12 protein-coding genes are annotated in these 15637 nt (G+C 63.3%); 5 read left to right on the top strand and 7 right to left on the bottom strand.

Annotated elements, in window-relative coordinates; genetic code table 11:
* Position 1 precedes the first annotated feature (1 nt).
* Genes IPV69_RS19215 through IPV69_RS19205 form a run of 3 tightly spaced genes read right to left on the bottom strand, consistent with a single transcriptional unit; the run spans position 2 to position 3938 of the window.
* Positions 2-2443 carry a DUF1592 domain-containing protein gene (locus tag IPV69_RS19215; protein ID WP_261361976.1) on the bottom strand — a complete coding sequence of 814 codons (2442 nt, stop codon included), beginning with the start codon at positions 2441-2443 and terminating at the stop codon, positions 2-4.
* Entirely contained in the window at positions 2440-3384 is a 945-nt protein-coding gene (locus IPV69_RS19210) for a hypothetical protein (RefSeq protein WP_206291337.1), read from the bottom strand. The genes IPV69_RS19215 and IPV69_RS19210 overlap by 4 nt, the downstream gene beginning before the upstream one ends.
* Positions 3381-3938 (bottom strand): sigma-70 family RNA polymerase sigma factor, encoded by a 558-nt coding sequence (locus IPV69_RS19205; RefSeq protein ID WP_206291336.1) that lies wholly within the window; start codon positions 3936-3938, stop codon positions 3381-3383. Before IPV69_RS19205 ends, IPV69_RS19210 begins: the two co-directional genes overlap by 4 nt.
* Positions 3939-4097: 159 nt before the next feature.
* Here IPV69_RS19205 and ruvX point away from each other — a divergent pair, with 159 nt between their 5' ends.
* Both ruvX and IPV69_RS19195 read left to right on the top strand, forming a co-directional pair.
* Positions 4098-4550 (top strand): Holliday junction resolvase RuvX, encoded by a 453-nt coding sequence (gene ruvX / locus IPV69_RS19200; RefSeq protein ID WP_206291335.1) that lies wholly within the window; start codon positions 4098-4100, stop codon positions 4548-4550.
* Between the two features lie 195 nt (positions 4551-4745).
* The gene (locus tag IPV69_RS19195) at positions 4746-7073 is read left to right on the top strand and encodes an ATP-binding protein (protein ID WP_206291334.1); all 2328 of its coding nucleotides are present in this window, start codon (positions 4746-4748) and stop codon (positions 7071-7073) included.
* 26 nt (positions 7074-7099) lie between these two features.
* Here IPV69_RS19195 and IPV69_RS19190 read toward each other — a convergent pair whose 3' ends face one another.
* Positions 7100-7771 (bottom strand): uracil-DNA glycosylase, encoded by a 672-nt coding sequence (locus IPV69_RS19190; RefSeq protein WP_206291333.1) that lies wholly within the window; start codon positions 7769-7771, stop codon positions 7100-7102.
* Between the two features lie 76 nt (positions 7772-7847).
* On the opposite strand from IPV69_RS19190, the gene IPV69_RS19185 reads away from it, so the two are divergent.
* Together IPV69_RS19185 and IPV69_RS19180 are read left to right on the top strand one after the other, a co-directional pair.
* Positions 7848-9284 carry a right-handed parallel beta-helix repeat-containing protein gene (locus tag IPV69_RS19185; RefSeq protein ID WP_206291332.1) on the top strand — a complete coding sequence of 479 codons (1437 nt, stop codon included), beginning with the start codon at positions 7848-7850 and terminating at the stop codon, positions 9282-9284.
* A gap of 133 nt (positions 9285-9417) precedes the next feature.
* Positions 9418-11085, top strand: a complete 1668-nt coding sequence (locus IPV69_RS19180; RefSeq protein WP_206291331.1) for a S1 family peptidase — start codon at positions 9418-9420, stop codon at positions 11083-11085.
* 173 nt (positions 11086-11258) lie between these two features.
* Here IPV69_RS19180 and IPV69_RS19175 read toward each other — a convergent pair whose 3' ends face one another.
* From IPV69_RS19175 to IPV69_RS19165, 3 genes are all read right to left on the bottom strand, one after another.
* A complete protein-coding gene (locus IPV69_RS19175; protein WP_206291330.1) occupies positions 11259-12947 on the bottom strand; it encodes a DEAD/DEAH box helicase in 1689 nt (562 codons plus the stop codon).
* 369 nt (positions 12948-13316) lie between these two features.
* Positions 13317-14138, bottom strand: coding sequence for a flagellar motor protein MotB (locus tag IPV69_RS19170; RefSeq protein WP_206291329.1), 822 nt, complete (start codon positions 14136-14138; stop codon positions 13317-13319).
* An 87-nt stretch (positions 14139-14225) separates the two neighbouring features.
* Positions 14226-15005 carry a motility protein A gene (locus IPV69_RS19165; protein WP_206291328.1) on the bottom strand — a complete coding sequence of 260 codons (780 nt, stop codon included), beginning with the start codon at positions 15003-15005 and terminating at the stop codon, positions 14226-14228.
* 180 nt (positions 15006-15185) lie between these two features.
* On the opposite strand from IPV69_RS19165, the gene IPV69_RS19160 reads away from it, so the two are divergent.
* A complete protein-coding gene (locus tag IPV69_RS19160; RefSeq protein ID WP_206291327.1) occupies positions 15186-15578 on the top strand; it encodes a hypothetical protein in 393 nt (130 codons plus the stop codon).
* Positions 15579-15637: the final 59 nt, after the last annotated feature.

Here is a 15637-nt window from a genome sequence, read left to right as displayed (position 1 = left end):
GTTATTTGTGCAGGAAGGGGCGGGATTGCACGACGGCGTGGATGAGACTCCGGACGCCGAAGTTGTTCGCGCGGGTACCGGCAACGATGGCCGCGAGATCGTCGCGGTCGGCAAACTGCACCGGCGAACCGGTCGCATAAGTAAGCAGGTTCGCGGCGAACGCGGAAACGATGCGTTCCTTATCCTCAAGCAGCAGAGCTTTGTAAGCTGTGATGTCGGCGAAGGCCCGGCCGTCGGGCATGGTGTAACCACTTTCAACCGCCGGGCCACGATGCACGCGTCGACCGCCGAATCGCTTCAGTTCGATGACCGCACCGGTGTGTGAGGGCATCCGGTAGTAGTCACGCCAGCCGCCCATCACATCGAACGTTTCCAGCGCGAAGCCCGGAGGATCGATGACAGTATGGCAGCTCATGCACGCGGGCGTGCTGCGATGCTTGGCAAGCTGTTCTCGGATGGTCGTCGCCCCGCGAATGTCGGGCTCAATCTTCGGCACGTCCTCCGGCGGCTTCGGCGGGACGACGCCGAGGATACGCTCATTCACCCATTTGCCCCGGATGATGGGCGAAGTATGGGCACCGTCGGCGGTCACCTTCAAAACGCTCGCCTGGGTAAGAAATCCGCCCCGCCGGCTCTGTGGCGTAAGCGGCACCCTGCGCATCTCGTAGCCTGCGACATCGGGCAGATCGTAAAGCGCGCTCAGCAACTCGTTCGAATAGGTCCAGTCGCTCTGGATCGACTCCAATGCACTGCGATTCTCAGCGAGCAGGTCATGGAAGAACCGCCGCGTCTCCAGTTCCGCCGCCACCACCATCGAAGGGGTGATCTCCGAGTACAACACGCCGTCGGGCGAGGTAGCGTTAAGGTTTTTCAGGTCGAGCCACTGATCGATAAACGAGCGTTCGAACCGCTCGGCACGTCGATCGTTGAGCATCCGCTCGACCTGCCGCGCTCGGCCGTCGCGCGTGGCGAGTTCGCCTTTCACCGCCGCCGCCAGCAGCACTTCGTCGGGCGCACTGTTCCAGAGAAAGTACGAAAGGCGGCTCGCGAGTGCCGGACCACCGAGCGGAGCCGGCTTTTCCTCCAGCAGAAGAAAGTGCGGCGAGCAGAGGACTGCCTTGTAGCTGTCGAGCATGACGCGATGGAACGGCACGCCCCGATCGATCGCCTCGTGAGCCCGTGCGGTGTAGCCCGCGGCGACATCCTCCGGCACCGGACGACGAAACGCCTTCGGCAGGAACCGCCGCAGCAGCCGTGCGGCATCTTCCTTCGGAGCCGCCGAGGCCGGGAACCACGGTTCGGGCTTACCCTTCTCCGGTTGCACGCCGGTAATCTGCGAGAGCGGCTTGGCAGGGATGTTGTCGAACAGTTCGCGATAGCCCGTTCCGGGCCAGTGATCGATGGTGCCGTCGGCTTTCAGCGGCCCTTCAATCTTCAGGCGGCTCAGAAGCAGGACGGGACCGTCCCAACGCCCTTCCTTCTTCATGCGAGGCATGAACACGTCTCTGTGGACCAAAGAAGGTCCGAAGAGGTGGAAGTGCTGCCGGAACTCCAGATCGAGTTCCGCGGCGACCGTGCGGGGCCGATCCTCGGGGACGTCGAACCAGAGGCTGGTTTCCGGGGCGTCGGGCCTGACCGTCTGGCTATCGAGAATCCCGATCGCCACCGGCATAGGCCGACCGCCGTTGCCGCGAGCCTGCGCGGTAAACGTGATTCGATAGCGTCCGTTGCGCGGTGCTTCGGCCCCCAGGACGGTCGTGTAGGGGTAGAAGAACCGCGATGCCAGCGCCATCGTGTTGCCTTCGAGCCAGCCGCCGAACGTGGTGAACTCTTTAGGCCGGGCAGCAAAGACCTTGGCGCCGTCACTGTCGGTGTTGAGAACCGCCCCGCGCATGATCGCCTGGTTGAGCGCCTTCTCGGCCGCCTCCTGATACGCCGCGAAGTGCGCTGCCGAAAGTGTGAGTCCTTCGCCGACCTTATCGAAGCCGGCGGTCACCGCGTCGTCGGGGAAGCTCGAGCGCAGGTCCGTCCTGATATGGAGCAGATCATTCACGGTCGTTTCGTATTCGGTACGGGTCAGCCGCCGCACCGGCCCACGCCCTTCCTTTTCCTGCCTTGCCAGCGACGCCTTGCGCAGATCCTTCCCCAACTCCGCCAGGAACGCCGCACGCGCCTCAGGCGCAGGCTGCGATTTGTTCTTCGGCGGCATTTCTCCGCTGGCCACGCGATGAAACACCGACTCCCACAGCATTGCACTCTTCTTGTCCGACAGCGAGAGATCGACCTTCTCGAGGTCCAATCCCGCCTTGCGCGAGGTGCTGTCGTGGCAATCGAAACAATGCGTTTCGGCAAACTCGCGCACACCGTCGGTTGCCGCGGAAGATATCCCGATGCAAAGAGCTGCGGCGAAGAGGCGACGGATTGTGGACGGCGTTGCAATCATTCGGCGGCCTGCGTGTTGTGAGTGGGTGGGAGAACGCGCACGCGTACGTCATCGACGTAGTGTGCAGGAAACTCCGCGACGCCAAGATTGATCTGCGGTAGCCGCTGTACCACGGCGCACTCAAAAACAAGGAAATCAGCATTCGGCGGCAGAAGCATCGTTACGCGCAGCTGCTGCCATTGCCCCGGCTTTTCTGCCGGCACTTCGCGCTGTGCGAGACTGGTACTGGTCTCATTCCACTTCCCCCAAAGCTCCGGAGCCTCCGAAGCATTCCCCTCAAACGCTGCTGCCTTGATGTTCCAGTGGTACCGGTGGTCGGATGCAGTAGGCCCCGCCGCGAACCATGCGCTGATCTCGATCTGGCTTCCCGCCTTCACGTCCGCGCGCCGCAGCGGCTTCAGATCGATCACATGGATCGCTTCGCCAACGTAGCTCGCTTGCGCCTCCGGTGGCAGGGTGTTGTCCGCGCGAAGAAACCGCCACATTTTTGTCCCACCGTGTGGTGTCACGCCATGGTGTGCCCCAACGATTTCTGCCGAATCGCCACTCCACTGGCCGCAGCTTCTGGGAACCCCCAGGGCCTGCGGCGAGGGGATGTCCTCAAAGCCAGCATCAAGAATCCGCACCGTCTGCTGGGCAGCCGGCAGAACATAGGCGAGCACGACCGAAGTGCAGAAAACCCCCAGAATCAGCCCGGCGGCGGCGGTGGCCAGCGGATGCAGCGAAAACCACGACCGCCCGGGTTTTCGGACTTCCAAAACGTGCGGGCGTTTGAGCTCGGCCAGCGAGCACTCGTTGTCGTTGTAAAGAAACCAGAGCTGCCGCGCCTCGGCACTGGATTTCAGGACCGCGGCAAGCCGAGACCTGTCCGCGTCGCTGAGCTGGTCACTCAGCGCATCGCTGAACAGCCGATGCCATTCCCGGGAATCGTCTGGATTCATGGTACGGCCCCCACCATCCGGCGCTGTACGCACTCGGCGAGCACACGACGGATCAGGGTCAATTTGTTGTAAATGGTTTTGGGCGCGCAGCCCTGCTCGCGGGCGACTTCGACGGCAGATGCACCATCGGTGTAGATGGCCGAGACCAGCGCCCTGCTTGCTGCATCAAGCTTCTGGACACAACGCTCCAACGCATCGATGCGCAAAGGCCAGTGGCGGACATGCTCCAGCCGCTCGGCAGCGAGCGTCTGCATCAGTTCGTCGTCGAACTCCACGCGCGAGCAGCCGGTCAAACGCTGGAAGTTCCGGGCTTCGTAGAACGCCACGGTCGTCGCCCAGGCGTCGAAGTCCGTTCCCGGCTCGAACGTTCCAAACCGCCGCCACATCACCAGGCTGGCACGCTGCAGCACGTCCTCGGCGTCGTGCCGGTTGGCCACCAGCGACATCAGGTATCGCAACAGCAGCCCGTGAGCAGCATTCAGCAGCAGCACAAATTCTTGCTGCCGCTCGGCCGACAGCGGCGGCGGGTCGGATTGCGGTAAATCGGTCGCCATCAACGGGAGTATGTAGCACCGAGGCCCGAACTTCCCGAAAATTCATGTCGATCTTGTACACGCTAGAAGCCACTAGGAACTGCCCCGTCTCCGACCCGTCGATGCAATCGGCGCCGAGTGTCGGTCGGCGCTTTCACTTGCGGTTATCATCTTCGCCACATGCGAACCCTCGCGATCGATCTCGGCACTCGCCGCGTCGGCATTGCCCTCAGCGATGAGGGTGGCCGATTCGCGACGGCACTGGACGTACTTACCATCACCACCCCTTCTCAGGCCGCTGACGAGGTGTTGGCGATTATCAATCGCGAAAGCCCCACGCGTTTGGTCGTCGGCCTTCCCCTGAACATGGACGATTCCGTCGGCCCCGCTGCGAAGCAGACGATCGCCTGGGCAAAGGACCTGAGCCGCCGGGCTGGGTTACCGGTCGTCTTCATCGACGAGCGGCTGAGCAGCTTTGAAGCCGAGCAGCATCTGAACGATCGTAAGCGCGGCGGCGAACGGATGACGCGTCAGATGAAGAAGGAACGCCTCGACGCAATCGCCGCGGCGAGCTTTCTGCAGGCGTTTCTCGACGGTCGACTGGGGGGGATCGATGTCGGAGGGGACCGCTGATTCGACGTTTTCTCGCGACTTGACGCCCACGGCGCTGCCGTGGGTCCCACCGCAACGCAGTCGGCGTTTCGGGCCACCCGCTTAATCCCCCCACCTCCCCAACCGATAAGCCCGTATAGGTCGCCGCGCGCCCAAAGTCCGGGCGTGTCTTGCGTCCTTTGTTGTGTCGCAGCGCTGTTCCGGAGCCGAACGCGGATGAAGGCCATTACCACCTACGATCGTCGCCCCGAACGATGTATCTCCGGGCGGCTGTTCCACTTGCTGGCCTGGGCGTCGGCAGCGCTGCAGATCGCCTCTCTCTATCTCGTGCTGATCAAGCTCGCCAACGGCTCGGCACAAGCCGACGCCTGGACGGCCTCGTTGCCGCCGGAGATCCGACCCTACGCAATCGCCGCGCCGGGCGTCGCCAACCTGCTGGTACTTTGTGCAATTGGTATCTGGTTCCGTCGATTCATCATCCGCCGACTTCGGGAAGAAAGGCAGCTCCGCGAATCGGAGACCTTCGCCCGGGCCACCGTCGACGCCTTGCCGACGCACATCGCAATCCTTGATGGTGCCGGTGCGGTGTTGGCCACCAACGCCGCCTGGCGCAAATTCGCCGCCGACAACGGCGAAGACGCCAAGCTGATCCGCGACAAGGTCAATTACCTCGGCGAATGCGATGCAATGGCCGGGCGACAGGTGAACGAGGCGATCCAGCTCGCCGCCGGTATTCGCGACGTCATCAACGGGCGGCAGGATGTATTCCTGATGGAATACGAGTGCCATGTGCCCGCTCGCGACGAGAATGGCCGACCCAGGTACCTCGCCCCACCGGCCCAGAAGCGCTGGTTCAGTGGCCGGGTCACCCGCTTTCCCGGCGACGACCGTTCGATCGCCAAGGTCGTCGTCGCCCACGACGACATCACCGCACGCAAGCTCGCCGAGGAAGAAGTCCAGCGCGCCAAGGAAGCGGCTGAATTGGCAAACCTGAGCAAGACGCAGTTCCTGGCCAACACCAGCCACGAAATCCGCACGCCGATGACCGCCATCCTCGGCTATTCGGAAATGCTGCTGGATCCCAAGCAGCCGCGGGAAGAACGCATTAACTGCGCCAAGACGATCCGCCGTAATGGCGAACACCTGCTGGCGATCATCAACGACATTCTCGACATCTCGAAGATCGAAGCCCAGAAAGTGACCGTTGAGAAGCTGCAGTGCGATCTGCCGCAGCTCGTCGCCGACGTGATGGCCCTGGCCCGCCCCTGGGCGGCCAAGAAGGGCTTGGAGTTCGAGGTTGTCTTCGACAAGCAAATTCCCAAGACCATTCAGACCGACCCGCTCCGCGCCAAGCAGGTGCTGGTGAACCTGGTGTCGAACGCGATCAAGTTCACGCAGAAGGGTAAGGTTCGGCTGTCGGTGTTCCGCGAGATCACCTACTTCGGCCATGTGATGCGGTTCGAGCTTCGCGACACGGGCATCGGCATGACGCCGGAACAGCTCTCGCGGCTCTTCCAGCCGTTCACGCAGGCCGACGCTTCGACCACCCGCAAGTTCGGGGGCACCGGCCTGGGCCTGACGATCAGCAAACGGCTTTCCCAGTTGCTCGGCGGCGACATCGTCGTCACCAGCGAGCCGGGCGTAGGGAGCACCTTCAGCTTTACGCTCGACGGCGGACCGCGCCAGGGCGTGGAACTGCTGGAAAACCTGACCGCCGACCAACTCGCGACCGTCAACGAAACCGACGAAGACGAAGACGTGAAGCTCAACGGCCTGCGCATCCTGCTGGCCGAAGACGGGGAAGACAACCAGGACCTGATCAGCACGCACCTGCGCCGGGCGGGTGCGGAAGTGATCATTGCCGCTAATGGCCGGATCGCGGTCGAATCGGCGATGCAGGCGTTCGGCCCGGGGGCGACAGTCGATCCGTACGACCTGATTCTGATGGACATGCAGATGCCGGAACTCGACGGCTACGGCGCGACCCGCCGGCTTCGGGCCGCCGGGCTGGAGGTCCCGATCGTCGCGTTGACCGCCAACGCGATGGCCGAGGACCGTGTGCGGTGCCTGGAGGCGGGTTGCTCGGATTACTTGTCCAAGCCGATCTCGCGCGGCCATCTGCTGGCGACCGCGGCGCGATATCTCGATTCGGCCAGGGCCCGCAAGGCGATCCCGGAACCGGTGGCGCCGGAGCCGCGCCTCCGCAGCACACACGCCGACGATTCGAAGGTGTCGAAGCTGGTCGAGCGATTCATCGCACGGCTGCCGGAGCGCGTGGCATCGATCGAGTCGCTCATGCGCAAGCGCAGCCTCGACGAACTGAAGCACGCACTGCACAACCTCAAGGGAGCGGGCGGCGGTTACGGTTTCAGCACCGTCAGCGATCTGGCCGGCCGGGCCGAGCAGCAGATCCGCGACGCCGCAGCGATCGACGACATCCGCGATCAGATCGAAGACCTGCTGCAGACGGTGCGGAACATTGAAGGCTACGACGCCACCCGAGAGACCGCTCCCCAGGACGGGCAGTTGCCGCACGCGGCGTAATACGCCGGGAGCGCGGAGCCCTGGGCTCACAACCGCCAATCAATCGCCTCCCGCCCAAACCCTACCAGTGCCTCGTTGATCCGACTGAACGGCTTCGAGCTGAAGAACCCCGTCCGCGCCGACAACGGCGACGGGTGGGCAGATTCGATGATCACGTGGCGTGACCGGTCGATCAGATCCCGTTTCTTCTGCGCCGTCGCCCCCCACAACACGAACACGCCGCGCTGTTCGCCACCGCTGACGGCCCGCAGGACGGCATCGGTGAACCCTTCCCACCCGCGCCCCTTGTGCGACAGCGGCGTCGCCTGGCGGACGGTCAGAATCGTGTTTAGCAGTAGAACGCCTTGTTTCGCCCAGGGCGTCAGGTCGCCGACGCCCGGCGGCGCGGCAACGCCCACATCCGTCTTGAGTTCCTTGAAGATATTCCCCAGCGACGCCGGTGGCCGAACGCCGGGCAGCACCGAGAACGCCAGTCCGTGGGCCTGCCCCTCGCCGTGATACGGATCCTGGCCCAGAATGACAGCCTTCACGGCCTCCGGCGGCGTCAGTTCCAGCGCGGAAAAGATCTGCGCGGTGGGCGGATACACGGTTTGGCTCGAGTATTCTTCAGCAATAAAAGTTCGAAGCGGGTCGAACGACGTCGACCGCCAGTCCTCGCCGACGATACGATGCCAGGATTCAGGAAGGCTTGGAAACATGCTGTATCGAGGGCGTGTCGCCCGCAAGACTTGAGCCTGTAGAAATAGATCACGGGCCAAACGCCCGCCCCACTCTATGTTGAACACACGCTTTGAACCACTCGAACGCCGACAGCTCTTCGCCGCGACCTTCTATGTCGCGCCCGACGGCAACGATACCAATACCGGCGACGCACCGACGGCCGCGTGGCGCACCGTTCAAAGGGCGTTCGATGCGGCGACGCCCGGCGCTACTGTCCTTGTCCAGCCCGGCGTCTATCGGGAGAAACTCGAACTGCGTGTCTCGGGCAATGCGATCGATGGCCCGATCCGATTCATCGCCGACGGCGCTCTCGGCGACGTTGTCATCAGCGGCAAGCGTGTGAAAGGGCCGAACCTCATTCACATCATCAATCAAAGCTTCGTCAGCGTCGAAGGATTTGAACTTCGCGACAACACCGGCGTTCTCGACGGCTCGGCAATTCGAATCGAAGGCGCCTGCGAAGGCATCGATCTGCTCAATAACCGCATTCAGAAGATGCGCGGCCAGAACGCGATGGGCATCACAGTTTACGGTACCGATGCCGTGAACGGCATTCGCGATCTGACGATCGACGGCAACGAAATCTTCAAGTGTCAGCCTGCCCCCAGCGAGGCCCTTACGCTCAACGGCAACGTCCACGACTTTGCCGTCACCAACAACTTCATTCACGACGTCAACAACATCGGCATCGATTTCATCGGCGGGGAAGGCATCAGCTTCGACCCGGCGACCGACCGTGCCCGAAATGGCGTCTGCAGCGGCAATCGCGTCGAACGGGCCCGCTCCAACTACGGAGGTGGCTACGCCGCAGGCATCTACGTTGATGGCGGACGCGACATCGTCATTGAACGCAACGTGGTCACTCAGTCGGACGTCGGAATTGAGGTCGGCAGCGAACACGCCGGCCTGACCGCCGAGAACATTGTCGTACGCAACAACCTGTTGACCGACAACAGCAAAGCAGGCATCGGCGTAGGCGGGTATGCCCCGGAGGTGGGTCGAGTCGCCAACAGCTTCGTTCTGAACAACACGCTTTATCACAACGGCCGCAAGGCGCGGGGGGCGGGCGGCGAGATCTGGATACAACTGGGGTCGGGGAACACCATCGAGAACAACCTGGTTGTCGGCGGCGGCCGCAAGCCTTTACTGCTCAACGACGAGAACGACCCGGCCGCTTCGCCCGCGAACACGGTGGATTTCAACCTGTACTTCTCCGACGTTCGCAAGGCCAAACCGGTGTTCAATTTCGGCGGCAACTCCTACGCCACCCTGGCCGACTATGCTGCCGCCAGTAACCGCGATGCCGTAAGCCTATTCGCTGACCCGCTGCTGGCTGGACCGAGTCGGGCAGACTACCGGCTTACGGCCGGATCGCCGGCGATCGATGCGGGCAACCCTGCATTCGTAGTCGGCGTTGACGAGCGCGATCTTGCCGGCACCGCACGTATTGTTGGGTTGCGCGTCGACCTGGGCGCGACAGAGTTTACCTGAGTGACCTGACGGCGCTTGCCGGTTTGACCGGCCGAGGCCGGTATAGAAAGCAGGCTCGAGCGGTTTTGTCGAGATACCGCGGAAGGATCGGCCGGGTCGGCGCAACGATCCATCGAGCCATCAGGGAGGTCTCATGCGCCGAGCTTGCGTCATTTTGGTCGCCGTTGTCGTTGCCTCGTGTTTCAACGGCAGCGCCGCGCTCGCCCAACGGGGCAAAGGCCCGGGCGGATTCGGCGGTGGGATGGGTGGATTCGGCCGCGGCGGCGACTGGGGCGGTATGTGGGAAAAGTACCGCCAGCAACGCAAAGAAGAGGAAGCCAAGCGCAACAAGGCCGAGGCCGAGAAGAAGCTGAAGGAACGCGTCGCCGCCCTGTTGTCTGAAGGATGGAGCAACCTCAAGGCCGGCGATACCGCCGCAGCGGTCGAGGTCTTCTACGATGTCCTGGAGCTCAAGGCCGACGAAACGGAAGCCTTTCTGGGCCTCGGCCTCACCCGGGCGTCCGACGGCCAGTACACCCTGGCGCAAAAGCAGCTCGAACTGGCGTTCAAAGGGGAGAAAGACAGGCGGCTGGCCGCTTACAACCTGGCGGTGTTGTTTACCCGACTCAATCAGAAGCCCCGCGCCGCCGTGACGCTTAACACCTACCTGGCGTCCAAATCCAAGATCCCTGATGAAATGGTCCTGAATGCGCAGCGGTCGCTCGTCCTCGGCCAGATGGACGAGAACATGCGCAAGGGCATTGGCCTGCTGCCGCAGATTCAGAAGCTGATCGCCGAGCAGGACAAGCAGCTTGTCGCGGTGCTTTATGCGAATCAGGAGCGATTCGGTGTGGCGTGGCTTCCGGCTGATACAGCATCTAAGGCCCGCCAAGCCGGCAAGACGGACATCTACTCGAAGGAATTGCCGTTCGTCCTGCCCGACATGACTGTGCTGAAGGGCAAGAAGTCCGGCGGCGATGCGATCAACACCAATTTGCCGGAGATTGCCGCGGGCCTGGCCAAAGAATCGCTGGCCAGCGCGGGCATCGCCATGCCCGAACCGCTGCCGGCGGTTGCGACGGCCGACAACCCCGGCGCGATCGGGCTGCCGAACGGGGGCAAGCCGACCGGGCGTATCGAGAAGCCAACACTGTCCAACGGTCAGGACGCCCCGCAGCCGGGAACCGTCGAACCAGGGACCACCGGTCCGGCGCCGTCGGCCACCCCCGCCGTGGCAGCGGCACCTGCCGCCGCCGAGGCCAAACCGATGATCGAGGCGGCCGTGACCGTGCGTGGCGCGGCGTTCTGCGTTGCCCCGGGAATCCTCGCCACCTCGGCCCGAATCGTGCAGGGTGCGACGACCATCCGCATCACCATGACCGATGCCGACCCGGTGGACGGCGAAATCGTGTCTGTCGATGAGGCGTCGGGCCTGGCACTGGTGCGGACGTCCGCAAGGCTTTCGCCGATCCCGCTGGCAGAGGGTTCAAAGACGGGCCATGCGACGGTCGCGTGCTTCGCCAAAGCCGGAATCTTCGGGCCGGAGCTGGATCTGCTACGTGGCGAATTGACCGTCGGCGGCGGCAAGGCATCGCTGCGACTGCCGAGCCACCCGCGGTCGGTCGGCGCGCCGGTCCTGAACGACGAAGGCTTGGTCGTCGGGATCGTATCGGCCGGCCGAGACGACCCTGCGGCGAATCTGCCCGTGATTCCGATCGAAACCCTTCGGAAGCTGCTCGGGAATCAAGTCTCCGCCGTCGCGAGCGTGCCGCAGCCACACCAGGCGGTCGCTGAGATCACGGTGATGCGAAAGCAGCAATAGGTGCGGGCTGGTGCCACGTCGGAACGCCGGCAAGCCAGGGTTTTGCTACTTGCTTCCTTCGTGACGTCGTGCCGTCGTGTTCTCCGTTTCCCACAGGCAGTAGACAGGCCAAAACAAAGCGGGCGATCGCACATGCGACCGCCCGCTTTTCATTTCAATATCTGGTCTGAGTCTTACCGTCCCGATCGACCGCCGGAAACCGGTGCTCGGCCCGTCGGTCGCCCTGGACCTTTACGGTAGGACTTCTTTGCGGGGCCGCCCGATCGGTAACCGCCGCTGGAGTTGCCGGCGACGGCGTGAAGGGGATGGCGGGCCGGGCCGCTCGACGGGAACTCACGCGGATGAGCACCGGCGCTGTTACGCATGTGCGGCTTGGAGCTTCCCGCAGCGTGGGGTGCCCGCGGATGCGATGGCTTGCCGTGCCCGCCACCGCCGTGACCCGACGGACCGTGCGAAGTCCGCAGTGCCGGCTTGCCGGCTGGAGAAAACTCGCGCGGCTGGGCCCCGCTGGAACGATGCGACGATCCTGAAGGTCCAGAACGGCGTTCGCCGGTCGGCGGACGGGATTCATGACGACGCGGCTCAAACGCCCGGCGCTCGCCGCCGGAGGAATGACGCTCGCCGCCCGATTCGTTCGAACGGACGCCGCGTCCGGCAGAGTGACGCGACGGACGGTCGTCGTCGCGGTTACGGCGGTCGTCGCGCGGGTCCGCTACAGCCGCCGGAAGGTCGTCGGTCGGCGTCGGGGCCACTGCGATCTTCCGCTTGACCAGCCGTTCGATCGCCGTCAGGTTCTGGCGTTCGTCGTGGTCGCAGAAGCTGACAGCCGCCCCACTGGCACCGGCGCGGGCCGTTCGGCCAATGCGATGCACGTAGGTTTCGGGTTCGTGCGTCAGGTCGTAGTTGACCACGTGGGTGACGCCGTCGATATCGATGCCGCGGGCGGCAATGTCCGTCGCCACCAGCACGCCGATCTTGTCGTTCTTGAACTGGCTGAGGGCGCGGCTGCGGTTGTTCTGGCTCTTGTTGCCGTGGATCGCGGCCGACTCGATACCGTGGGCCAACAGCTTGCGGACGACGCGGTCTGCGCCGTGCTTGGTGCGGGTGAAGACGATCGCCCGGTGCATCGGCAGGTCTTTCACGAGGTGGGCCAGCAGCTGCGGCTTGGTCGCCTTGGCGACGAAGTAGACACGCTCGTCAATGCGGTCGGCGACCTGCGACACCGGCGCCACCGACACCGTGACGGGGTGCTTCAGCAGGTTGTCGGCGAGACGCTTGATTTCGTTCGGCATCGTGGCCGAGAACATCAACGTCTGCTTCTTGGTCGGCAGCTTGGCGATGATTCGCTTGATGTCGTGGATGAAGCCCATGTCGAGCATCCGGTCGGCTTCGTCGAGGACGAGCGTCTGGATATATGACAGGTCAACCTGCCCCTGGTTCATCAGGTCGAGCAGCCGGCCGGGCGTGGCGATGATGACATCGACACCCGAGCGGAGCGAATCGATCTGAATGCCCTGGCTGACACCGCCGAAGATCACGCTGTAGCGGGCCTTCACTTCTCGGCCGTAAGCCTTGAAGCCTGCGCCGATCTGGGCGGCCAGTTCGCGGGTGGGACAGAGGATCAGCGCCGACGGTCGGCGACGGCCGTCGGTGGGAGAGGCCGCTTTCTCGGCAATCTTGTTCAGAATCGGCAGGGCAAAGGCCGCGGTCTTGCCGGTGCCGGTCTGGGCAGAGCCCAGGACATCCTTGCCGGCCAGAACGTGGGGAATTGCCTGTGCCTGAATCGGCGTGGCAACTTCGTAGCCCTCGATTTCGAGAGCGCGCAGGATAAGCGGAGACAACTTCAAATCAGCAAACAGCATCGGTCACCTTGTTCTTGGTGAGTCCGGCCAGGCCGAGGTCCGATAGTTCAGCAGGCCAAAGGCCGACTGATACGGAGAAACGGCGAGGGAACGGACGATGCGCACCAAAACCAAGAGACCACGGCAAGCGCCGAAAAGGCCGGTAAGTGCGCTACAACTGGGCTCGAGTGAGGTCAGGAATGCCGCGGAACGCGGGGTCTAGACGATCGAAGGCGTGCAGTTGTCGTAGAGCAGTATATCGGTACGTGGCCGAATGTCCATCGGTTCAAGGTAAAACGTTGATAAGAGCGTGCCGTGCCTTTGTGGAATGGGCAAGTACGCTTGCCCGTGGTTTTCGAACGTGTGGCGCAGACAATCAGGAATGCACCACTAGTGTGCCGGGCCCACCGGTGCATTGCTGAGCGCCGGCTCACTCGTCACCGACAGCGGCTTGACGACGCCCGCCGCTCCCGAACCCTGGCGGTCGGGGACCGGCGTGTTGCTTACCTCGACCTCCACCCGGCGGTTCAGCGACAACGCGTCTTCGCCGTACGCCCGCTGCACCACCGGCTCGAACGTGCTGCAACCCTGTACGCGAACCACGTCGGGCGAGATCCCCTTGGCGACAAAGTAGTCGGCGATCACCTGTGCCCGGCGTAGCGACAGGTCCATGAACTTCTGCGGCTCGGCCGAATCGGCAAAGTCGTCCAGCGACACATGCCCTTTGACCTGGAGGATGTTTCGATGCCCGCGAATACGCTTGATGATCTCGTCGGCGACGCGGGTGGTATCGGCCGTCATGCTCGCGTCACCCTTTTCGAAGCCGAGGCGGCCACCGACGGCGACGTGAGCGCCCGGCCGGACGTTCATCACAAGCGGTTCAAAGCCGTTGGCGCCTTGCGGGCGGTCCTTCGTCTCTGCGCCTGCGCCGGGCCCTTTCAACGGCGGCTCGATCTGTTCGATTTTCTTCATCAGCATGTACATGTCGATCGGATCCTTACTGTCCGGATCAGGCACATGCTTGAACGCCTCACGGATCTTGGCGACGACCTCCATCCACTTGGGGTCCATCTCCCCTTCGCCGCTCTTGCCGGGATTGGGCTTAAGCACCCATAGAATCACGAAGAACCCCATCATGAGCATGACGAGGTCGGCGAAGGTGAAGATCCACTCGGGGCATTCTTCGGGTTCGGGACACTTTTTCTTGGCCATGAGAGGTCAGTAGGCAGTAGGCAGTAAGCAGCACGCAGTAAAGAGCATGTCTTTTCTGCGTACCGCTTACTGCCTACTGCCTACTCCTTATGCGGCTTTCGGCATCGCCGCCTGTTGTTTGCTGCTCAGGAAGCTCAGCAACTGCATTTCAACGACGCGCGGATTGTTTCCGGCCTGAATACTGAGGACGCCCTGCAGAACGATTTCCTTCGCGAACGTTTCTTCCTGGCTGCGGAGTGCGAGCTTCTCGGCGATCGGTCCGGCGATCAGGTTCTGGAGCATGCAGCCGTAGAGCGTTCCGGTCAGTGCGATCGCTAGCGCGTTACCGATCACGCTCGCGTCGCCGCCGAGACTCTTGAACATCGCCACCTGGGCGATGAGCGTCGCCATCAGGCCGAAACCGGGGCCGAACTTCGCCAGCGTGTGGAATAAGTGTTTGCCGTGCTTGTGGCGTTCCTGCATCGCCTCGATCTCGATCCGCATGATGCGTTCGATCATCTCGGGATCGGTGCCGTCGATCGTGAGCTGCAAGCCGCGGCGGAGGAACGGGTCGGGGTTTTCGCGGGCGACCGTTTCCAGCGCCAGTACGCCATCGCGACGGGCAACCTCGGCGAAGTTCACCATTTCCTTGATGGTGTGCTCGACGTGGGCGTCCTTGTTGAAGATCCACTTTTTGAGGTTGCCGACGAAACCGGTGATGTTGTGCAGCGGCATCGACAGCAGTGCCGCGCCGAGCGACCCGCCGAAGACCAGCAGCATTTCCGTCGGCTTGATGTAGGCACCCAGCGCACCGTGCGATGCGTGGTGCATCGAGAAGATGATGATGCCCCAGGTGAGGACGAAACCGATGACGGTGGACAGATCCATGGAGTTGTCATCCGTGAACGATGGCAGGGCCATTCCATGGCCACTGAACGAGGGATGGGCGCGAACCGCGCTGATGTCCCTTAGGCCTCTTCATCGGCCAGCAACTGGGCTGAAAGTGAAAGATTATCGGAGCATCGCCCGGCTCTGGCCTGGCGGCGGTTAACTTCACCTTGACGTAGAATGCCGGCCGTGCAAACCAGCGAACCAACACCGGCCCCGAAGTCAGACCTCGTCATCCTGATTCGGGATCTGATTCTCGGGTCGCGCGTCGTCGCAGCGGCGAAGAACGCCGGCGTGGCCCTTGTGCATATCCGCGATCCGGCGCGGCTCGCAGTTGTGGCCGGACGGCGGTTGATTGTGGACCTGAACCAGGAAGGCGCGATTCCCGCCGCCGGACGCTGGAAATCGGACGTACCCGATCGATTCGCGATCGGTTTCGTCTCTCACGTCGACGCCGACACTGCCAGAGCCGCTCGAGAAGCCGGTATCGACAAGATCATGGCCAGGAGCCGCTTTGTTGAACTGCTGCCCAGTTTGCTGTCAGGTGAGCGGGCCGACAACGACCCATCGTGACCCAACACGCCCACCGCGCTGCCGTGAGACCGGCCGCAACGCTACGGGCGTGCTGCAGA

The organism is Humisphaera borealis, from assembly GCF_015169395.1.
In the GTDB taxonomy this organism is placed as follows: Bacteria; Planctomycetota; Phycisphaerae; order Tepidisphaerales; family Tepidisphaeraceae; genus Humisphaera; species Humisphaera borealis.
This window is presented reverse-complemented; position numbering and strand designations above follow the sequence as displayed.